Origin of the sequence: Streptomyces sp. NPDC059256 (assembly GCF_042753785.1) — a bacterium.
GTDB lineage: Bacteria > Actinomycetota > Actinomycetes > Streptomycetales > Streptomycetaceae > Streptomyces.
Genome location: NZ_JBHYZO010000008.1, coordinates 82,929 through 102,679, shown reverse-complemented (window position 1 = coordinate 102,679; position 19,751 = coordinate 82,929). Strand labels below are relative to the sequence as shown.

Annotated in this window: 18 protein-coding genes; 11 read left to right on the top strand and 7 right to left on the bottom strand. The window is 69.6% G+C overall.

Annotation, left to right across the window (positions count from 1 at the left end; genetic code table 11):
* Positions 1-25: 25 nt before the first annotated feature.
* The gene (locus ACFXJL_RS19760; protein WP_384694111.1) at positions 26-997 is read right to left on the bottom strand and encodes an FAD-dependent oxidoreductase; all 972 of its coding nucleotides are present in this window, start codon (positions 995-997) and stop codon (positions 26-28) included.
* 65 nt (positions 998-1,062) lie between these two features.
* Here ACFXJL_RS19760 and ACFXJL_RS19755 point away from each other — a divergent pair, with 65 nt between their 5' ends.
* Positions 1,063-2,109, top strand: a complete 1,047-nt coding sequence (locus tag ACFXJL_RS19755; protein ID WP_384694109.1) for an oxidoreductase — start codon at positions 1,063-1,065, stop codon at positions 2,107-2,109.
* An 87-nt stretch (positions 2,110-2,196) separates the two neighbouring features.
* A complete protein-coding gene (locus ACFXJL_RS19750) occupies positions 2,197-3,843 on the top strand; it encodes an ABC-F family ATP-binding cassette domain-containing protein (RefSeq protein ID WP_358879293.1) in 1,647 nt (548 codons plus the stop codon).
* Positions 3,844-3,892: 49 nt separating this feature from the next.
* On the opposite strand, the gene ACFXJL_RS19745 is transcribed toward ACFXJL_RS19750, so the two are convergent.
* The 3 genes from ACFXJL_RS19745 to ACFXJL_RS19735 all read right to left on the bottom strand — a co-directional run bounded on the left by ACFXJL_RS19745 (position 3,893) and on the right by ACFXJL_RS19735 (position 7,446).
* A complete protein-coding gene (locus tag ACFXJL_RS19745) occupies positions 3,893-6,289 on the bottom strand; it encodes a Tex family protein (protein WP_384633619.1) in 2,397 nt (798 codons plus the stop codon).
* A gap of 86 nt (positions 6,290-6,375) precedes the next feature.
* A complete protein-coding gene (locus ACFXJL_RS19740) occupies positions 6,376-6,510 on the bottom strand; it encodes an LPFR motif small protein (RefSeq protein WP_358879291.1) in 135 nt (44 codons plus the stop codon).
* Between the two features lie 123 nt (positions 6,511-6,633).
* Entirely contained in the window at positions 6,634-7,446 is an 813-nt protein-coding gene (locus tag ACFXJL_RS19735) for an enoyl-CoA hydratase/isomerase family protein (RefSeq protein ID WP_384694106.1), read from the bottom strand.
* A 74-nt stretch (positions 7,447-7,520) separates the two neighbouring features.
* On the opposite strand from ACFXJL_RS19735, the gene ACFXJL_RS19730 reads away from it, so the two are divergent.
* Entirely contained in the window at positions 7,521-8,198 is a 678-nt protein-coding gene (locus tag ACFXJL_RS19730; RefSeq protein WP_384694103.1) for an HdeD family acid-resistance protein, read from the top strand.
* A gap of 134 nt (positions 8,199-8,332) precedes the next feature.
* Positions 8,333-8,785, top strand: a complete 453-nt coding sequence (locus ACFXJL_RS19725; RefSeq protein ID WP_384694100.1) for an ATP-binding protein — start codon at positions 8,333-8,335, stop codon at positions 8,783-8,785.
* Positions 8,786-8,820: 35 nt separating this feature from the next.
* Here the strand turns inward: ACFXJL_RS19725 and idi are convergent, their stop codons facing one another.
* The 3 genes from idi to galE form a co-directional block, all read right to left on the bottom strand.
* The gene (gene idi, locus ACFXJL_RS19720) at positions 8,821-9,402 is read right to left on the bottom strand and encodes an isopentenyl-diphosphate Delta-isomerase (protein WP_329025070.1); all 582 of its coding nucleotides are present in this window, start codon (positions 9,400-9,402) and stop codon (positions 8,821-8,823) included.
* 381 nt (positions 9,403-9,783) lie between these two features.
* Positions 9,784-10,725 carry a cation diffusion facilitator family transporter gene (locus tag ACFXJL_RS19715; protein ID WP_384694096.1) on the bottom strand — a complete coding sequence of 314 codons (942 nt, stop codon included), beginning with the start codon at positions 10,723-10,725 and terminating at the stop codon, positions 9,784-9,786.
* Between the two features lie 431 nt (positions 10,726-11,156).
* The gene (galE, locus tag ACFXJL_RS19710; RefSeq protein WP_384694093.1) at positions 11,157-12,128 is read right to left on the bottom strand and encodes a UDP-glucose 4-epimerase GalE; all 972 of its coding nucleotides are present in this window, start codon (positions 12,126-12,128) and stop codon (positions 11,157-11,159) included.
* A gap of 381 nt (positions 12,129-12,509) precedes the next feature.
* On the opposite strand from galE, the gene ACFXJL_RS19705 reads away from it, so the two are divergent.
* The 7 genes from ACFXJL_RS19705 (at position 12,510) to ACFXJL_RS19675 (ending at position 19,564) form a co-directional block, all read left to right on the top strand.
* Positions 12,510-14,330, top strand: a complete 1,821-nt coding sequence (locus ACFXJL_RS19705; RefSeq protein ID WP_384694420.1) for a DUF5941 domain-containing protein — start codon at positions 12,510-12,512, stop codon at positions 14,328-14,330.
* On the top strand, positions 14,327-15,064 hold the full coding sequence (locus ACFXJL_RS19700; RefSeq protein ID WP_329025073.1) for a phosphocholine cytidylyltransferase family protein: 738 nt from the start codon (positions 14,327-14,329) through the stop codon (positions 15,062-15,064). The genes ACFXJL_RS19705 and ACFXJL_RS19700 overlap by 4 nt, the downstream gene beginning before the upstream one ends.
* On the top strand, positions 15,052-16,113 hold the full coding sequence (locus tag ACFXJL_RS19695) for an iron-containing alcohol dehydrogenase family protein (protein ID WP_358879285.1): 1,062 nt from the start codon (positions 15,052-15,054) through the stop codon (positions 16,111-16,113). The genes ACFXJL_RS19700 and ACFXJL_RS19695 overlap by 13 nt, the downstream gene beginning before the upstream one ends.
* The gene (locus ACFXJL_RS19690) at positions 16,091-16,870 is read left to right on the top strand and encodes a CDP-alcohol phosphatidyltransferase family protein (protein WP_358879284.1); all 780 of its coding nucleotides are present in this window, start codon (positions 16,091-16,093) and stop codon (positions 16,868-16,870) included. The genes ACFXJL_RS19695 and ACFXJL_RS19690 overlap by 23 nt, the downstream gene beginning before the upstream one ends.
* Positions 16,871-16,905: 35 nt before the next feature.
* Positions 16,906-17,751 (top strand): glycosyltransferase family 2 protein, encoded by an 846-nt coding sequence (locus ACFXJL_RS19685; RefSeq protein ID WP_384694417.1) that lies wholly within the window; start codon positions 16,906-16,908, stop codon positions 17,749-17,751.
* A gap of 102 nt (positions 17,752-17,853) precedes the next feature.
* Entirely contained in the window at positions 17,854-18,783 is a 930-nt protein-coding gene (locus ACFXJL_RS19680; protein WP_384633635.1) for an ABC transporter permease, read from the top strand.
* The gene (locus tag ACFXJL_RS19675) at positions 18,776-19,564 is read left to right on the top strand and encodes an ABC transporter ATP-binding protein (protein ID WP_358879281.1); all 789 of its coding nucleotides are present in this window, start codon (positions 18,776-18,778) and stop codon (positions 19,562-19,564) included. Before ACFXJL_RS19680 ends, ACFXJL_RS19675 begins: the two co-directional genes overlap by 8 nt.
* The last annotated feature ends 187 nt before the right edge of the window (positions 19,565-19,751 follow it).

The window sequence follows — 19,751 nt, the reverse complement described above, 5'->3', positions numbered from 1 at the left end:
GGTCCGGGACTCGGGTCAGACATCGTCAGGGCCGGGGTACGAGGGCCACGGCCGCCCGCGCACACCCCCAACCGACGGTGAGACCGGCCCCGCCGTGACCGTAGTTGTGCACCAACAGCCCGCCGCCTGCCAGCGGTTCCGACTCGATGCGCACCCCCGCAGCCCTGGCCGGCCGCAGCCCCACACGATGGCCCAGTACCCGGGCGTCCGCGATCGCCGGGTGGTGGCGGGCGCACCGGGCCACGATCTCCCGTGCCGTCGCCGGATCGGGCTCACCGTTCTCGTCCCCGTCCTGCGCCGTGCCGCCCAGGACCAGCCGTCCCGGCTGCGGAAAGAGATACGTGAGTTGCTCCGGGCCCCCGTCGGGGCCGCCGTCCGGCAGAACCAGCCACTCCCGGATGCCGGGATTCTCCACCCACACCACCTGGCCGCGGACGGCGAGCAGACCATCGTCCCCGGCCAACTCCCGCGCCCCGAGCCCCGCGCAGTTGACCACCAACGGTGCCGCCGCCGCTGCTTCGTCCAGGTGCTGCACCCGACGGAACTCGACCGTACCGCCGGCCGACTCCAATCTCTCCCGCAACCAGGCCAGATGGACCGGCATGTCAACGAGCGGCAGCCGTGCCCACACCCCCTCCAGATGTCCGGACGGCAACTCGTCCGGGCCGGCGGCCCTGAGCTCCCCGGCCCACCGCGTCCAGGCGTCCACCTTCTCCAGCCGGGTCCCGGCCATGATCCCGGACACCAGCCGGACCCCCGTCCGGTCCGGGTGCCCGGCCCACCGCACCATGCGCTCCCAGGTCGCCGTCGACCACGCCGCGACCAGTTCCTTCGGCTCGATCCGATACGGCCACCACAGCGCACCCGCCACCGACGATGTCGTCCCGGCTATGTCGTCGCGCGTCCACACACGGACACGATGCCCCCGCTCCGCCAGGAGCACTGCGGTCATCAGCCCGCTGACGCCGCCCCCCACCACCACCGCATCAGGGTTCATGAAGGGACGGTAGCGAATGTGCTCCACCACGTGGTGAACCGCGTGACCGAGGGGATACTCAGGGCATGTCTGCCGAGTACACCACCTTCGGGTTGGCACCGGCGATGCGGGCCGGGGGAGTTCTCGCAAGCGGCGTCTTCAAGACGCATCGGGACTTCATGGACTTCATCGTCGGCGGCCAACCGCTGCTGTTCCAGCTCAGCGATCTCGATGCGGTCTCCCCGCTGGCATCCGACGTACCCCCGGCGATCTTCACCGCGGAGGTACGCACCCTGCTCCTCGACGCCTCCGCACCCCTGGAGGGCGGCCGTTGTGTCATCTACGCCTGCCCCGAGTGCGCGGACCTCGGCTGCGGCGCGGTCACGGCCGTCATCGAGCGCGACGGCGACGACGTCGTCTGGCGCGACTTCGCCTGGCAGACGTCCGAGCACGCCGATCTGGAACGCGAGGGCTACGAAGGGCTCGGGCCGTTCCGCTTCCACGGCGGCACCTATCGGGCCGAGTTGGAGCGACTGATCGCCGCCACGAGTGCGGACGCCTCCGCTTCCCCCACCAGGCCGCCGCGCCGGCGGGTCCTGCTGATCGGTGCGCGCGCCTCCGTGCTGCGCAAACTCGCCGCCGCCCTGCGCACCATCGGGGTGGGAGCCGACATCTCCCGCGACGCCGCCCGGGTACCGGCCGAGGAACTGCGCACCTACGGAGTGGTCGCCTTCGGCCGTGCGGTCGGGATCGAGGAGCGCGCCAGCGTCCGGGCGGCGTTCACCGCCGCCGGAGCGGACGTCACCTTCGTCGACGGGCTGGCCCCGGTCATCCCCGTTCTGGTGGCCCAGATCGAGGGAGCCTTCCCCCGCGGACCGTGGGAGGCCCCCAGACTCACCGAGCTGAGCGTCAGCGAAGGCGAGGCCCTGCTGACCGTGGCCTCGCCCTGCGAGGTGCTGGTCATGGCGTACCGGCTCGATCGGCTGTACCGCACCCACGAGCAGACCGTCTTCACCGGGCCGCTCGACGTGGGGGAGCACCGTCTTCCACTGTCGCCGCGTGCGGTCAAGGGGCAGTCCTACCTGGTGGCCCGATCGATGGACACCGCCCTGGTCGCTCCCGTCCCGCGGTGACGCACCGGCTCGCCCCGCCCCAGCCGCAGGGCCGACGGCAACGGCGCCGGGCACCAGCAGGAGGGCGAGTCGTAGAATCGGCGTCTGATGACTGCCACCCTCGTCGCCAAGGACCTCGCCGCAGGTCACGGCGCCCGCTCCCTGTTCTCCTCCCTCGATCTCGTCGTCGCGCCCGGCGATGTGATCGGGCTCGTCGGTGTCAACGGCGCGGGCAAGTCCACCCTGCTGCGGTTGCTCGCCGGCCTGGAGGTGCCCGAGGAGGGCGAGCTGCGCCTCTCCCCGCCGACCGCGACGGTCGGCCACCTCCCGCAGGAGCCGGAACGCCGACCGGGGGAGTCGGTGCGCGCATTCCTCGCCCGCCGCACCGGCGTCGCCGCCGCCCAGGAGGAGATGGACCGGGCCGCACAGGCACTCGCCGATGGATCCCCCGGCGCCGACGACGCCTACTCCACCGGCCTGGAGCGCTGGCTCGCGCTCGGCGGTGCCGATCTCGACGAACGCGCCGAGGAGATCGCCGCATCCCTCGGGCTCTCGAGCGGCCGATGCGTCCTCGACCTCCCGATGACCGCACTCTCCGGCGGCCAGGCGGCCCGTGCGGGGCTCGCATCCCTGCTGCTCTCCCGCTACGACGTCTTCCTCCTCGACGAACCGACGAACGACCTCGACCTGGAGGGCCTGGAACGGTTGGAGGGCTTCGTCCGCCAACTGCGCGCGGGCACGGTCGTGGTCAGCCACGACCGCGAGTTCCTCACCCGTACCGTCACCAAGGTCCTGGAACTCGACCTCGCCCAACGCCACATCACCCTGTACGGCGGCGGCTACGACTCCTACCTGGAAGAACGCGAGGCCGCCCGACGGCACGCCCGCGAGGAGTTCGACGAGTACGCGGACAAGCGGGCGGCCCTCGAAGGCCGCGCCCGGATGCAGCGGTCCTGGATGGACAAGGGCGTCAAGAACGCCCGGCGCAAGGCCGGTGACAACGACAAGCTCGGACGGAAGTTCCGTAGCGAATCCAGCGAGAAGCAGGCGGCCAAGGCACGCCAGACACAACGCATGATCGAACGACTGGACGTGGTCGCAGAACCCCGCAAGGAGTGGGAGTTGCGGATGGAGATCGCCGCCGCACCCCGCTCCGGATCGGTCGTGGCCACCCTGCAACAGGCGGAGGTCCGCCGCGGCGACTTCCACTGCGGGCCGCTCACGCTCCAGATCGACTGGGCGGACCGGGTGGTCATCACCGGGGCCAACGGCTCCGGCAAATCCACCCTCCTCGCCGCACTCCTGGGCCGGCTGCCCCTGGACGCGGGCCATGCCGCACTCGGCCCCGGTGTCGTCGTCGGCGAGGTCGACCAGGCCAGGGCACTCTTCCATGGTCCCGAAACCCTGCTCGATGCCTTCGGAGCCGCCGTTCCGGACACCCCACCGGCAGACGTCCGCACGCTGCTCGCCAAGTTCGGCCTCACCGCCGACCACGTACTGCGCCCGGCGACGACCCTCTCACCCGGCGAGCGCACCCGCGCCGCACTCGCGCTGCTCCAGTGCCGCGGGGTCAACCTTCTCGTCCTCGACGAGCCGACCAACCACCTCGACCTGCCCGCCATCGAACAGTTGGAAGCGGCGCTCGACCGCTACGAGGGAACGCTGCTGCTGGTGACCCACGACCGCCGGATGCTGGCGGCGGTGCGCACCACCCGACGCATCGAGGTGGCCGACGGGAAGATCACCGAGAGCTGACCGTGGAAGCCGGGAGCCCGACCCCCACGGTCCTTAGCGATCGAAGGGGTCAGCGCCGCCGATCGGGGCCGGTCAGCCCCGCCTTGCGCAGCGCGTCCGCCATCGCACTGTTCGTCGGCGCAGGCACCTGGCGGTCACCACCGCGCCCACCCTGCTGACGGCGCTGCTGGCCGCGTTCGTTGCGTCCACCGCGGTCAGTGCGGTCAGTGCGGTCGTTGCGGTCGCCTCGATCCCTCGGTGTGCGTCCGCCACCCTCCGCCTTCTTCGGCGCCGCCTCGTCGTCGAGCCGCAGCGTCAACGCGATCCGCTTGCGCGGAATGTCCACGTCGATGACCTTCACCTTGACGACGTCACCCGGCTTGGCCACCTCCCGCGGATCCTTCACGAACGTCCGGGACATCGCCGACACATGGACCAGACCGTCCTGGTGCACCCCGACGTCGACGAACGCACCGAAGGCCGCCACATTGGTGACCACGCCTTCGAGCACCATCCCCGGCGCCAGATCGCCGATCTTCTCCACGCCCTCCTTGAAGGAAGCCGTACGGAACGCCGGCCTCGGATCCCGACCGGGCTTCTCCAACTCCCGCAGGATGTCCGTCACCGTCGGCAGTCCGAACGTCTCATCCACGAATTCGTCGGCCCGCAGCGACTTCAGCACACCCGTGTTGCCGATCAGCGACGCGACCGCGCCACCGGTCGTCTTCGCCATGCGACGCACCACGGGATACGCCTCGGGGTGCACGCTGGAGGCGTCCAACGGGTCCTCGCCGTCCCGGATCCGCAGGAAGCCCGCGCACTGCTCGTACGCCTTCGGCCCGAGCCGCGCCACGTCCTTGAGCGACCTGCGCGACCGGAAGGGGCCATGGGCGTCCCGGTGCGCCACGATGTTCTCCGCGAGACCCGCACCGATGCCGGAGACCCGGGAGAGCAGGGGAGCGGAAGCCGTGTTGACGTCCACGCCGACACCGTTCACACAGTCCTCGACCACCGTGTCCAACGAGCGTGACAGCTTCACCTCGGAGAGGTCGTGCTGGTACTGGCCGACACCGATCGACTTCGGGTCGATCTTCACCAACTCGGCCAGCGGGTCCTGCAACCGGCGCGCGATCGAGACGGCACCCCGCAACGACACATCGAGGCTCGGCAACTCCTGCGACGCGAACGCCGAGGCCGAGTAGACCGATGCCCCCGCCTCCGAGACCATCACCTTCGTCAGGTTCAACTCGGGGTGGCGGGCGATGAGTTCACCCGCGAGCTTGTCCGTCTCACGAGACGCCGTGCCGTTGCCGATCGCCACCAGGTCGACCGCGTGCTCCCGGGCGAGCTGTGCCAGCCGCGCCAGCGCCTGGTCCCACTTGTTGGCGGGCACGTGTGGATGAATCGTGTCCGTGGCGACCACCTTGCCCGTCGCATCCACGACGGCCACCTTCACACCTGTACGGAAACCGGGATCGAGCCCCAGCGTCGCCCGGGTTCCCGCCGGTGCGGCGAGCAGCAGATCGCGCAGATTCGCCGCGAACACCCGCACCGCCTCGTCCTCGGCGGCCGTCCGCAGACGCAGCCGAAGATCGATGCCGAGGTGCACCAGCACCCGGGTGCGCCAGGCCCAGCGCACGGTGTCCGCGAGCCACTTGTCGCCGGGGCGACCGCGGTCGGCGACGCCGAAGCGACGCGCGATCGCGTTCTCGTAGGCGGAGGGTCCCGGCTCCTGGGACGGCGCGTCCGGCTCCAACGTGAGGTCGAGGACGTCCTCCTTCTCGCCCCGCAGCATGGCCAGCACCCGGTGCGACGGCAGCTCCGTGAACGGTTCCGCGAAGTCGAAGTAGTCGGCGAACTTCGCTCCGGCCTCCTCCTTGCCCTCGCGCACCTTCGCGGCCACCCGGCCCCGCGTCCACATGCGTTCCCTCAGCTCACCGATCAGATCGGCGTCCTCCGAGAACTTCTCCGTCAGGATCGAGCGGGCGCCCTCCAGCGCCGCGGCCTGATCGGCGACGCCCTTGTCCGCGTCCACGAAGGGCGCGGCGGCCGTCAGCGGCTCCACGGTCGGATCGGCGAGGAGTCTCTCAGCCAGGGGCTCCAACCCCGCCTCGCGGGCGATCTGCGCCTTGGTGCGCCGCTTGGGCTTGAACGGCAGATAGATGTCCTCCAAGCGCGCCTTGGTGTCGGCGCTGCGGATCTGCGCCTCCAAGGTCGCGTCCAGCTTGCCCTGCTCCCGTACGGACTCAAGGATCGCCGCCCGCCGGTCCTCCAACTCCCGCAAGTACCGCAGGCGCTCTTCGAGCGTGCGCAACTGCGCGTCGTCGAGCATCTCGGTCGCTTCCTTGCGGTAGCGCGCGATGAACGGCACGGTGGACCCGCCGTCGAGCAAGTCCACGGCCGCCTTGACCTGCCGCTCCCGTACGCCGAGTTCCTCGGCGATCCTGCCTTCGATGGACGTCGTCACGGTTCCCCGACTCGCCTTCCCGTACTGCCAGTGCCTGAGAGTGCATTGTGCCGGTCCGCCGGGACGGATGTCGCGCTGCCCGCCCCTCAGGCACGTCGCGTACGGCCGCCTCGGCCCGATGCCCCGCCGAAGAGACGGGCCAGGAGACGGAACGGCAGGGTGACGACGGTGGCGACGGCGGAGCCGATGGTACGGAGCACATCTGCGATGGCGCGGAACATGGAAACCTCCTGATGGCGTGGTGTGCGATCAGGGATCGGCTTGCCCCGGGCGGCGCGTCCAAACACGATCGTGCGGGCCGGACCGGGGTGCTGTGTGAACCGGGCGGCGGACGGCCACCCGATTCAGCGGTGGCGAAGGTCCCCGGGGCGAAGCTCGGGCGCCGGCTCCGGAAGCGTCCAGGTGAACCGCGGTGCACGACGTTCCAGAAAGGCGGCGACGCCTTCCGTCGCCTCGTCGGCCGAGCGCGCCTGCTCCGCCCAGTAGGCGTCCCGGTCCACCCGGCCCGCGGCGAACTCCTTGGCCGCGGCCTGGGTGAGTTGCGAGCGAGCGGCCAGTGTCCGGGTGAAGGCTGCGACACGCTGGCCCAGCCGGCCCGTCGGCACCACCTCGTCCACCAAGCCGGTCCTGAGCGCCCGGTCCGTGTCGATCAGCTCGGCGGAGAACAGCAGGTACTTGGCCGCGGACAGGCCGGTCAACGACACCAGCCGACGCGTCGAGGAGGACGGATAGACGATGCCCAGCCTGGCCGGTGTCACCCCGAACAGCGCACCCTCCTCGGCGAACCGCAGATCGCAGGCCGCCGCGAGCTGGCACCCGCCGCCCACGCAGTGGCCGCGCACGGCGGCGAGCGTCGGCTTGGGAAAGGCCGCCAGGGCTTCCTCCGCGCGGGTCGCGAGCGACTGTGACGACTCCCCGGTCCCCCTCAGCGCGGCGATGTCGGCGCCGGCGCAGAACGTGGCACCCTCCCCGGTGAGCACCAGAGCCCGTACGTCTCGGTCGCCGGCCAGCGGTCCGAGCAGCTCCGCCAGCTCCCGCCACATCGATCCGGTCATGGCGTTGCGCTTGGCCGGATTGCTGATCACCACGGTGGCCACACCGTCGGTGACGCTGTGTGTCACCCGCGGCGGGGTGCTCGGCTGGGTTGGTGACTCCATGTGGCGGATGCTATCCGCCACCAGCGGACCTACGATCAAGGAGGGGCACAGGGGGGTTCGGCAAGGAGGAAGCGATGGCCGGTACCGCTCAGGCGCCCAAGAAACTGAAGCGCAACTTCAGTCTGCTGGCCGCGCTCGGTGTGATCCTCGTGCTCGCCGGACTCGTCGGCCTGATCTACACGTGGGCCGCCACGCTCACCTCCATGCTGCTGTTCGGCTGGCTGCTGCTCATCGGCGGGGTGATCGGTCTGCTGCACGCCATCGAGTCCCGTGGCAGTGACTACTTCTGGCTGGCCGTGGTGGTCGCGGCGCTGAACATCGCCGCGGGAGTCGTGGTGATCAGACACCCGGAGGGGTCGGCGGAGGCCCTGACACTCTTCGCAGCGTTGCTGTTCCTCACCGGCGGGCTCTTTCGGCTGGTGGGCTCCCTGGTGGTGCGTGGTCCGCAGTTCGGCTGGACCCTGCTCCAGGGGGCTTTCGGACTGTTGCTGGGCATCCTGGTCCTGGGTAACTGGCCGGAGAGCAGCCGGTACGTCCTGGGGCTGTTCTTCTCGCTGGCCCTGCTCTTCGACGGTCTGGGACTGCTGGCGATCGGGGTCGGCGGCCGTCGGATCGTGCGTATGGTCGCTGAGCCTGCGGGTGCAGGCGGTGGGGGTGGGCGGACCACCGCCCCCGGTGCCACCAGCCCCTCGCCCGGGAGCCGCCACGACGCACACCGGCCAGAAGGAGACCAGGACCAGTCGCGCGGTTGACCCTGGCATACGCACGCGGTCAATACGGGTCAATTGGTGCCGACTTCTGTTCAGACCCACAGCCCGGCCCGGCTCGCTGCCAACACTGTTGACCCGATGGTCAGTAGCTGCCGAGCCAAGGGTGGTACCGCACGATGGAGAGCCGCGGGAGCGTCCCTGCGCATCCACTGGCATACGAGGGCGTCTGGCGGTTCACCGCCCCGACGGTCGAGGTGTCAGTGCCCCAGTCACGACAGGCGGTGCGCGACCTCCTGCGCCGCCAGTGCGTCCCGATGGGGGACGACCTGCTCCAGGGGATCCTTCTGATCGTCTCGGAGCTCGTCACCAACGCGGTCAAGCACGCCGCAGTGCTCTCGCCCGAGGTGGTCGTGGAGGTCACCGTCGTCGCACAACGCGTACGGGTCTGCGTCGAGGACGACCATCCTTACCGCCCTCAGGCGCTGGAGACGGACTGGCGGCAGACCGGGGGCCGCGGGTTGCACCTGGTGCGGGAGATCACGCGCGAGGCGGGCGGCAGCTACGCCGTCGAACACACCGCGCGGGGTGGAAAGGTCGTATGGGTGGAGCTGCCGCTGACGCGGTGCTGAGGGACGCCCGGTGGGGCGCCCCTACCGCGCTGCCGCTACCAACCGCAGGCGCGGCCCGTCATTTCCCTGACCGCGGGGCGCGCCGCGTCCAACACCGTCATGAACCAGGTCGAGAAGGTGTCCTTCTCGACCCGCTCGGCCAACTCGTCCGCCGTGACGTAGGCCGTTTCGCCGACCTCGTCGGGATCGGGCAGGACCGGGGCCTGGACGAGACCCACGAAGAGGTGGTTGTACTCCTGCTCCACCAGGCCCGACGCCGGGTCCGGGTGGTTGTAGCGGACCGTGCCCGCTGCGGCGAGCAGTGAGGGCGAGAGGCCGAGCTCCTCGTGGGTGCGCCGGGCTGCGGCGGCGAACGGTGCCTCGCCCGGGTACGGGTGTCCGCAGCAGGTGTTCGACCAGACGCCGGGGGAGTGGTACTTGCCAGCGGCGCGGCGCTGGATGAGCAGCCGGCCCTGCTCGTCGAAGAGGAAGACGGAGAAGGCCCGATGCAGCTGCCCGGGTGCCTGGTGGGCGGCGAGCTTCTCCGCGGTGCCGACAGTATTGCCCTGCTCGTCGACCAATTCGAGCAGAATCGTGGGGGGTGCACTGTTCGTGGCGGTGGCTGGTGAGGTCGGCATAACCATCCTTCGCATGTGGTCCTCGCCCTGAGGGGCCTGCCTAGTCTGCCGTACAAAAGCGGCTTGTCCGCACCTCTGCTTGTCCGGGCATGTCCTTTAATGTCCATCTCGCTAGCCCGGGCCCCGGGGTCAACCTGGGCCAGGGGCGGCACTCCGCAGGTCGTGGAATCGGGATCGTGCCCTGTGCCGTCCCGCGGCACATTCCAAGGTCAATCAAACACCAGTTGTGCTGGGGTCCTGACACCGGTATGCCGATCGACGGCGCCCGCCTCGTGCAGGGGGCTCGCACGGCTTGACAGTGCGCCCATGTGAGGGGCCGCCGAGTCAGATGTGACTCGGCGGCCCCTGAATCCACCTTGCATCAGCGTCCGGGACGCCCTCTCAGTGGCACACCCTCGCCTCGTGCTCGGCATGGCCGACGGGCTCCAGTTGGAAGGTGCAGTGCTCCACGTCGAAGTGGTCCCCCAGGCACTCCTGGAGGTCGTGCAGGATCTTCTCGTGGCCCTCCGCCTGCAGGGCGCTGGGGCTCACCACCACATGGGCCGAGAGGACCGGCATTCCGGAGGTGATGGTCCAGGCGTGCAGGTCGTGGACGTCCTCCACGCCCGGCAGGGCGGTGATGTGGGCCCGCACATCGGCCATGTCGACGTCCTTGGGGGCGGACTCAAGGAGGACGTTCAGCGTCTCCCGGAGCAGCTTGAAGGTGCGTGGCACGATCATCAGGGCGATCACCAGCGAGGCGATCGGGTCGGCCGCCTGCCAGCCGGTGGTGATGATGATCGTGGCGGACACCAGGACGGCGAGGGACCCGAGGGTGTCCGCCAGCACCTCCAGATACGCCCCGCGCACATTGAGGCTCTCCTTCTGACCGCGCATGAGCAGCGAGAGGGAGATGATGTTGGCGACCATGCCGACCAGGGCGAAGACGATGGTCAGCCCGCCTTGCGTCTCGGCGGGGGTGATGAACCGCTCCACCGCCTCGAAGAGGACGAAGCCGCCGACGCCGAGCAGCAGTAGACAGTTCGCGAGCGCCGCGAGTATCTCCGCCCGGGCGAGACCGAAGGTGCGGGTCTGGCTGGGGGGCCGATTGGCGAAGTGGATGGCCAGCAGTGCCATGGCGAGACCGACGCCGTCGGTCGCCATGTGGGCCGCATCGGCGACCAGGGCGAGGGAGCCGGTGATCACACCGCCGATGATCTCCAGCACCATCACGCTGAGCGTGATCGTGAGTGCGATCCGCAACCGCCCCTTGTAGGCCGCGGCTGCGGTCCCCGTCGGCGGTGCGTGCGAGTGCGAGTGTCCGTGGTCGTGCCCAGCCCCCATAGGAGACGCCTCCCGGTCATCGAACAATGATCTGTCGAATCCACAGTGAACTACGGGTAGGGGGTATAGGCAACACGGCACTGAACACCGTTGTCATATCCTCTGACCTGCGAAAACGTTCCGCAGGTCAGAGGCGCGGGCGGACATTTCAGCTCGTCCGAAGAGTGAGACGCGGAAGGGACGGCCGCCCCGGCGCAGGCGCCCCCGCGCATTCACCCGAAGGTCACCGCCGTACGCCGTCGAGCGCTGTTTGCACCCGCTATGCGTATCGGGGGCGTTCGGACGAGCGGAGCAACGGAGCAACGGAGGAACGGAGCAACGGAAGGTGAAGCAAGAAGGGCCATGGATCCAGGGGGCAACGGTCGGGCCCTTGGCCGTCCCCACGGCCCGACCGGACGCGGCTCCTTCCCGCCGTAGGCGGGCCGGTCCGGCTACTCAGGGTGTCGCAGTCGCCATCCGGCCCAGGCGGACTCCACCATCTCGCGCACCCCGTGCGACGCGGACCATCCCAGCTCGTCGCCGATCAGCCCGACCGACGCCACCGCCTTCGCCGCGTCACCTGGCCGCCGCGGCTCGACCACGGGCTCCCCGGTGTAGCCGGTCACCTCGGCCACCAGATCGGCGAGCTCCCGAACGGAGACGCCGACCCCCCGGCCGATGTTGACGGTGAGATCACCGTGCACATCCCCCTCGGCCAGTCTGCGTGCCACGGTGAGGTGGGCGTTCGCAAGATCGGCTACATGGATGTAGTCGCGGATGCAGGTGCCGTCCGGCGTCGGATAGTCATCGCCGAAGATCCGGGGTGCCTCACCACGGGTGATGCGGTCGAAGAACATCGGGATGATGTTGAAGACCCCGGTATCGGCCAGCTCCGGTGTGGCCGTGCCCGCCACGTTGAAGTAGCGCAGACAGGCCGTCGACAGCCCGTGCGCCTTGCCCGTGGCCCGCACCAGCCATTCCCCGGCCAGTTTGGTCTCCCCGTAGGGGTTGATCGGCGCACAGGGTGCCGACTCCGGGATCAAGTCCAGCTCAGGGACACCGTACACCGCGGCCGAAGAGGAGAAGAGGAACCTCTGAACACCTGCCTTGACGACAGCATCCAGCAACACGGTCAGACCGTGAATGTTCTCCTGGTAGTAGTGGAGCGGCTGCTCGACAGACTGCCCGACCTGCTTCTTCGCTGCTAGATGTACAACCCCCGTGACATCGTGAGTCGCGATGGTGTGATCCACCACTTCCCGGTCCAATACCGAACCGCGGACAAGCGGAACCTCTCGCGGGAGACGTTCGACCATCCCCGACGACACATCGTCCAGGATCACGACCCGCTCGCCCGCCCCCAGCATCGCCCGCGTCACATGCGCGCCGATATACCCCGCTCCACCTGTAATCAGCCAACTCATGGCCGCCAGCCTAGGACGTGTCCGAGTAAATGGCGTCGTCCGCCTGAATGTTCTGGCGGGGATGGGTCGGAGACGATCCGCGGCCTGTCCACCGGGTCTTGCCGGGGTCGCACGCCCTGACCCGTGGCAAAGGCCCCGGAGCCATGAGGGGGCGGTTTGTGGCCCGAGGCACTGATCGATAATGATGATCTCGGTGCGGGCTCCCCTCCACGGGTGCCCGCTATGCCGGTCGGAGGCCGACCGGGGCGCAAATGGCCAGTGAACTCCCGCCTGAGTGCATCCGATAGCCTCTGCCGCAGTCTCCGCCGACGTGCCGCCGTCCTTCAGTGCAGGGACGGGCCGCCGCGCACCACCACCCTCGGTTCCAAGGAGTGAGTTCGTCTGCCGACCGCCATCCTCACCGGTCCGCCCGTGCCCGGATCGTCCCTCGATGGCGATCTGCGGTCCCTGGGCTTCGACGTACGGGTCTCATCGGAGGCCGAGCGCACCGCCGAGATCCTGACCGCGGTGCCCGCCGACGAGCGGGTCGCCCTCGTGGACGCCCGGTTCGTCGGCCACGTCCACTCCCTGCGCCTGGCCCTGACCGACCCCCGGTTCCCGGTGGCCGCCGTGCCGGGGGCGCTCACCGCGCAGCCAGCAGCGCGCTCCGCCCTCAAGGGAGCGGTGACCGCGGTGGAGTCCAGGGGCGCCGAACACACGGTACGGGTGGACCGGGCACTGCCCGACCTCCTCGCCGAGGATCTGACCGCCGACGGCACGGCCGTCCACCGTCCGGAACTCGGCTCCCTCGTGGCGACCGTGCCCGACGACCCGCAGGCCCGCAACGAAGCACGCCAGGCCGTCGCCGCCGTGGACGAGGAGGCCGTACGCCTGCGTTCCGCGGTCAAGGCCCGGGACGGCTTCTTCACCACCTTCGCGATCAGCCCCTACTCGCGCTACCTCGCCCGCTGGTGCGCCCGACGGGGGTTCACCCCCAACCAGGTCACCACCGCGTCGCTGATCACCGCCCTGATCGCGGCGGGTGCCGCCGCGACCGGCACCCGGGGCGGCTATGTGGCAGCCGGAGTCCTGCTGCTGTTCTCCTTCGTTCTGGACTGCACCGACGGACAGCTCGCCCGTTACTCGCTCCAGTACTCGACGATGGGCGCCTGGCTCGACGCGACCTTCGACCGGGCCAAGGAGTACGCCTACTACGCGGGTCTGGCACTCGGTGCGGCCCGGGGTGGCGATGACGTGTGGGGGCTCGCGCTCGCCGCGATGGTGCTCCAGACCTGTCGTCACGTCGTGGACTTCTCCTTCAACGAGGCCAACCACGACGCCGTCTCCAACACCAGCCCCACCGCGGCGCTCTCCGACCGGCTGGACAGCGTGGGCTGGACGGTCTGGGTCCGACGGATGATCGTGCTCCCCATCGGCGAGCGCTGGGCCATGATCGCCGTCCTGACGGCCGTCACCACCCCCCGGATCGTCTTCTACGCCCTGCTCATCGGGTGCTCCTTCGCCGCTTGCTACACGACCGCGGGCCGTCTGCTGCGCTCGTTGACCCGCCGGGCGGAGCGGACCGACCGCGCCGCCGGCGCCCTGCACGACCTCGCCGACTGCGGCCCGCTGGCCGAGGCCGTCGCACGGGCCGCGCACGGTGTCGTCCGCGGGCTGCCCGCACTGGCCGCACCCGTGATCGCGTTCCTGGGAGCTGCCGGGCTCGTCACCACCGCCGCGCTGAGCGACTACGGCTCCCCCTGGCCCCTGATCGCCGCTGTGCTCTACGCCGTCACCTCGGGCATCGCGGTCGCCCGCCCCCTCAAGGGGGCGCTCGACTGGCTGGTTCCGCCGATCTTCCGCGCCGCCGAGTACGGCACGCTGCTGGCACTGGCGGCCCGCGCCGAGGTCGAGGGCGCCACCGGGGCCCTGCCCGCGGCCTTCGGGCTGGTCGCGGCAGTCGCCTACCATCACTACGACACGGTGTACCGAATCCGGGGGGGCACTGGCGCGCCTCCGCACTGGCTGGTGCGGGCGATCGGCGGGCAAGAGGGCCGGATCGCGGCCGTCACGTTGCTGGCCGCCCTGGTCGGTGGCACCGGATTCACCATCGCGCTGACGACCCTCGCCGCGGTCATTGCCCTCGTGGTGCTGGTCGAGAGCATCCGCTTCTGGGTGTCCTCCTCCGCACCCGCCGTACATGACGAAGGAGAAACCGCATGATCGGCCTCGTACTGGCCGCCGGTGCCGGACGGCGACTGCGCCCCTACACCGACACGCTTCCGAAGGCCCTCGTGCCCGTGGCGGGTGAGAAGACCGTCCTCGACCTCACCCTGAGCAACTTCGCCGAGATCGGGCTCACCGAAGCGGCGATCGTCGTCGGTTACCGCAAGGAAGCCGTCTACGAGCGTCAGGCCGCGCTGGAAGCCGCCTACGGCCTCAAGCTCACCCTCGTCGAGAACGACAAGGCCGAGGAGTGGAACAACGCCTACTCCCTGTGGTGTGCCCGGGAGGTCCTCAAGCGCGGAGTCATCCTCGCCAACGGGGACACCGTCCACCCGGTCTCCGTCGAGCGGACCCTGCTGGCAGCCCGGGGCGAGGGTCGGAAGATCATCCTCGCCCTGGACACGGTCAAGCAGCTCGCCGACGAGGAGATGAAGGTCATCACGGACGACGCCGACCAGGTGCGGCGCATCACCAAGCTGATGGACCCCACGACCGCGACCGGCGAGTACATCGGCGTCACCCTGATCGAACCCGAGGCGGCCGTCGAGCTCGCGGACGCCCTCAAGGTCACCTTCGAGCGTGACCCCGACCTCTACTACGAGGACGGTTACCAGGAGCTCGCCGATCGCGGCTTCGGCGTGGACGTGGCCCCCATCGGCGACGTCAGCTGGGTGGAGATCGACAACCACGACGACCTCACGAAGGGCCGTGGGATCGCGTGCCAGTACTGACCCGGCTCATCCCGTCGCCGGTCGTCGTCGACATCAGCAGGGGAGCCCTCGACGATCTGGCCGGGCTCCTCGCCGACCAGCGCATCTCGTCGTCCGGCAAGCTCGCGGTGGCGATCAGCGGCGGCTCGGGGCGCACCCTGCGCGAGAGGCTCGCGCCGGTGCTCCCGGGCGCGGACTGGTACGAGGTCGCCGACGGCACCATCGACTCCGCGGTGACGCTCGCCGACGCCATCAAGGGACAGCGGTACGACGCCGTGGTCGCCCTGGGCGGCGGCAAGATCATCGACGTCACCAAGTACGCGGCGGCCCGCGTCGGGCTGCCCATGGTGTCCGTCGCCACCAACCTCGCCCATGACGGCATCTGCTCGCCCGTCGCCACGCTCGACAACGACAACGGCCGCGGTTCCTACGGCGTCCCCACGCCCATCGCCATGGTCATCGACCTCGACGTGGTGCGCGAGGCACCGCCACGGTTCATCCGCTCCGGCATCGGCGACACCGTCTCCAACCTCTCCGCCATCGCCGACTGGGAGCTGTCCCACGAGATCAACGGCGAACCCGTCGACGGACTGGCCGCCGCCATGGCCCGGACCGCGGGCGAAGCCGTGCTGCGGCACCCCGGCGGGGTGGGGGACGACGCGTTCCTGACCGTGCTCGCCGAGGCCCTGGTCCTCACCGGTATCGCGATGTCGATCAGTGGTGACACCCGACCCTCGTCCGGTGCCTGCCACGAGATCAGCCACGCCTTCGATCTGCTCCACCCCCAACGAGCCGCGAGCCACGGTGAACAGGTCGGTCTCGGAGCCGCCTTCGCCATGCACCTGAGGGGTGCCACCGAGGCATCGGGACTCATCGCGGAAGTGCTGCGCCGACACGAGCTGCCGGTGCTGCCCACCGAAATCGGTTTCACCGTGGACGAATTCGTCGAGGCCGTGGAGTACGCCCCCCAGACCCGCCCCGGGCGCTTCACCATCCTTGAGCACCTTGACCTCACCCCCGACCAGATCAGGGACGCGTACGCCGACTATGCCAAGACCATCCGTAGCTGAACTCCGCCCGGTCGTTCACCCGGAGGGAGTGAAGGACCGGAGAAGCGGCGAACACTGGGCCGGACGCCTCTACATGCGAGAGATCTCGCTGCACGTCGACCCCTACCTGGTGAACACCCGGATCACGCCCAACCAGCTGACCTACCTCATGGTCGTGGTCGGAGTGATCGGCGGTGCCGTACTGCTGGTGCCCGGACTCACCGGCGCGATCCTCGCCGTGGTGCTCTTCCAGCTCTACCTGCTGCTCGACTGCGTCGACGGGGAGGTCGCCCGCTGGCGCGGCCAGACCTCGGTGACGGGCGTCTACCTCGACCGCATCGGTCACTACATCTGCGAGGCGGCCCTGCTGGTCGGCTTCGGTGTGCGCGGCGCCGATGTCTTCGGCGACGGGCGCCCCGAGTGGCTCTGGGCCTTCCTCGGCACCATCGCGGCCCTGGGCGCCATCCTGATCAAGGCCGAGACGGACCTGGTCGACGTCGCCCGGCAGCGCAGCGGCCTGTCGGCCGTCAAGGACGAGGCTTCGGTCCCGCGGTCCTCTGGACTCGCGCTCGCCCGTCGGGCCGCCGCGGCACTGAAGTTCCACCGGCTCGTCGGCGGCATCGAGGCCAGCCTCTTCATCCTGGTGTGCGCGATCCTCGACGCGGTCCAGGGCGATCTGTTCTTCACCCGTCTCGGCATCGCGATCCTGGCCGGCATCGCCGTCGTCCAGACGCTATTGCACCTGGTCTCGATCCTCGCCTCCAGCAGGCTCAAGTGACCGCCTCCCTCAAGCTCGGCGCGGTGGTCATCACCATGGGTGACCGCCCCGACGATCTGCGGGCCCTGCTGGAGTCGGTGGCCGCGCAGAAGGGCGACCCCGTCTCCGTGGTCGTCGTCGGCAACGGCGCCCCGGTCACCGGGGCGCCCGCCGGGGTGCGGACGGTGGAGCTGCCGGAGAACCTGGGCATCCCGGGCGGTCGCAATGCCGGCATCGAGGCGTTCGGACCGTCCGGCGCAGAGATGGACGCGCTGCTCTTCCTCGACGACGACGGACTGCTGCCCGACCCCGGCACCGCCGAACTGGTGCGTGAGGCGTTCACCGCGGACGCCGGGCTGGGCATTCTCAGCTTCCGGATCGCGGACCCGCAGACGGGCGTCACCCAGCGTCGTCATGTGCCGCGACTGCGTGCGGCCGACCCGATGCGCTCGTCTCGGGTGACCACCTTCCTCGGTGGTGCCAGCGCCGTGCGCACCGCGGTGTTCGCCGAGGTCGGCGGATTGCCGGCGGAGTTCTTCTACGCGCACGAGGAGACCGACCTCGCCTGGCGGGCCCTCGATGCGGGATGGTCCATCGACTACCGCTCGGACCTGCTGCTCCACCACCCGACGACAGCACCCTCTCGGCACGCGGTCTACCACCGCATGGTGGCCCGCAACCGGGTCTGGCTGGCGCGTCGTAACCTGCCCGCACCCCTGGTGCCGATCTACCTCGGTGTCTGGGTGCTCCTCACACTCGCCCGGCGGCCTTCGGCGCCCGCGCTGAAGGCGTGGCTGGGCGGATTCGCCGAGGGTTGGCGGGCACCGTGCGGTGTCCGCCGGCCCATGAAGTGGCGTACTGTGTGGCGGCTCACCCGACTGGGCCGACCACCGGTGATCTGACAAGCTTGGGCCTTGAGAGCACCGGGCGCACTCCGGCGATCCGGCGACGGCCGGGCACCGCGCCCCAACTGCCGCGCATCTCGAAGACGAAAGTTTCCACTTGTGAGTGACACTACCCATGACGGCGCGATCACGATGACCGCCCGGCCATCGGCCGACGACGGTCTGTCTCCGGCACAGCTCGCCACCAAGTACGGTCTGACGGTCAGCGGTGCCCGGCCGGGACTGACCGAGTACGTCCGTCAGCTGTGGGGCCGGCGGCACTTCATCCTGGCCTTCTCGCAGGCCAAGCTCACGGCCCAGTACAGCATGGCCAAGCTGGGGCAGCTGTGGCAGGTGGTCACCCCGCTGCTGAACGCCCTGGTCTACTTCCTGATCTTCGGCCTCATCCTGGAGGCCAACCGGGGCATGGCGGTCGAGGTCTACATCCCTTTCCTGGTGACGGGCGTGTTCGTCTTCATGTTCACCCAGAGCTCCGTCATGGCGGGTGTGCGCGCCATCTCCGGCAACCTCGGTCTGGTGCGTGCCCTGCACTTCCCGCGGGCTTCCCTGCCCGTCTCCTTCGCGCTCCAGCAGCTCCAGCAGTTGATGTTCTCCATGGTCGTGCTGCTGCTGATCGTGGTCGGATTCGGCAGTTACCCGCAGCTCTCCTGGCTGCTGCTCATCCCGGCGCTGGTGCTCCAGTTCGTGTTCAACGCGGGCCTCGCGATGATCATGGCCAGGCTCGGCAGCCAGACGCCTGACCTCGCCCAGTTGATGCCGTTCATCATGCGGACCTGGATGTACGCGTCCGGTGTGATGTTCTCCATTCCGCTCATGCTTGAGGGCAAGCCCACCTGGATCGTCAATCTGCTCCAGTGGAACCCGGCGGCCATCTACATGGACCTCATCCGCTTCGCGCTCATCGACGACTACGGTTCGTCGAATCTGCCGGATCACGTCTGGGCGTTCGCCGTCGGCTGGGCCGTCCTCTTCGGCGTCTGCGGGTTCGTGTACTTCTGGAAGGCTGAAGATCGGTACGGACGTGGCTGATAACAACACTGAACGGATCCCCACCGTCATCGCCGACGATGTCCACATCGTCTACCGGGTGCACGGCACGGGAGGCGGCAGGGGCGGCGCCACCGCGGCCCTGAACCGCATCGTGCGCGGGAAGAAGAAGGTGGAACGCCAGCGTGGTGTGCGTACGGTGCACGCCGTGCGCGGTGTCTCCTTCACCGCGTACCGCGGTGAGGCCATCGGACTCATCGGCACCAACGGTTCGGGCAAGTCCACCTTGCTGCGGGCCATAGCCGGACTGCTGCCCACCGAACGCGGCAAGGTGTACACGGACGGCCAGCCCTCGCTGCTGGGCGTGAACGCCGCGCTCATGGGCGATCTCACGGGCGAGCGCAACGTCATCCTCGGCGGCCTGGCGATGGGCATGTCCCGGGAGCAGGTCCGCGAGCGCTACCAGTCCATCGTCGACTTCTCCGGCATCAACGAGAAGGGCGACTTCATCACGTTGCCGATGCGGACCTACTCGTCGGGCATGGGCGCGCGGCTGCGGTTCTCGATCGCGGCGGCGAAGGACCACGACGTCCTGATGATCGACGAGGCCCTGGCCACCGGTGACCGCAAGTTCCAGATCCGCTCCGAGCAGCGCATCCGGGAGTTGCGCAAGCAGGCCGGCACGGTCTTCCTGGTCAGCCACAGCCTCGGCTCCATCCGTGACACCTGTGACCGGGTGCTGTGGCTGGAGAAGGGCGAACTGCTGATGGACGGTCCCACCGCCGAGGTCCTGAAGGCGTACGAGAAGGAGACCGGCAAGTAGCTGCGGTAGAGCCGTGGGAGCGGTTCCGGCAGCCGGCCGGCCCCGATAGGGCCCCCGCCTGGTCATCCTGGCGGGGGCCTTCCCGCGTCCTCGGACATGAAGGCGGCACGCTCCGCCGAGACCCGCGCCGTGGGGGACCGGGAACCTGTGGAAGACCAAGTCCGTTTATTCGATGAAAGGTTGGCTG

Bases quoted from the DNA above. Each gene is read 5' to 3' on its own strand.
- ACFXJL_RS19725 (WP_384694100.1), top strand. From the start codon at position 8,333: ATGGAGAGCCGCGGGAGCGTCCCTGCGCATCCACTGGCATACGAGGGC.
- ACFXJL_RS19750 (WP_358879293.1), top strand. From the start codon at position 2,197: ATGACTGCCACCCTCGTCGCCAAGGACCTCGCCGCAGGTCACGGCGCC.
- ACFXJL_RS19735 (WP_384694106.1), bottom strand. From the start codon at position 7,446: ATGGAGTCACCAACCCAGCCGAGCACCCCGCCGCGGGTGACACACAGC.
- idi (WP_329025070.1), bottom strand. From the start codon at position 9,402: ATGCCGACCTCACCAGCCACCGCCACGAACAGTGCACCCCCCACGATT.
- ACFXJL_RS19700 (WP_329025073.1), top strand. From the start codon at position 14,327: ATGATCGGCCTCGTACTGGCCGCCGGTGCCGGACGGCGACTGCGCCCC.
- ACFXJL_RS19685 (WP_384694417.1), top strand. From the start codon at position 16,906: ATGGGTGACCGCCCCGACGATCTGCGGGCCCTGCTGGAGTCGGTGGCC.
- ACFXJL_RS19755 (WP_384694109.1), top strand. From the start codon at position 1,063: ATGTCTGCCGAGTACACCACCTTCGGGTTGGCACCGGCGATGCGGGCC.
- ACFXJL_RS19715 (WP_384694096.1), bottom strand. From the start codon at position 10,725: ATGGGGGCTGGGCACGACCACGGACACTCGCACTCGCACGCACCGCCG.
- ACFXJL_RS19760 (WP_384694111.1), bottom strand. From the start codon at position 997: ATGAACCCTGATGCGGTGGTGGTGGGGGGCGGCGTCAGCGGGCTGATG.
- ACFXJL_RS19730 (WP_384694103.1), top strand. From the start codon at position 7,521: ATGGCCGGTACCGCTCAGGCGCCCAAGAAACTGAAGCGCAACTTCAGT.
- ACFXJL_RS19740 (WP_358879291.1), bottom strand. From the start codon at position 6,510: ATGTTCCGCGCCATCGCAGATGTGCTCCGTACCATCGGCTCCGCCGTC.
- galE (WP_384694093.1), bottom strand. From the start codon at position 12,128: ATGAGTTGGCTGATTACAGGTGGAGCGGGGTATATCGGCGCGCATGTG.
- ACFXJL_RS19690 (WP_358879284.1), top strand. From the start codon at position 16,091: ATGCCAAGACCATCCGTAGCTGAACTCCGCCCGGTCGTTCACCCGGAG.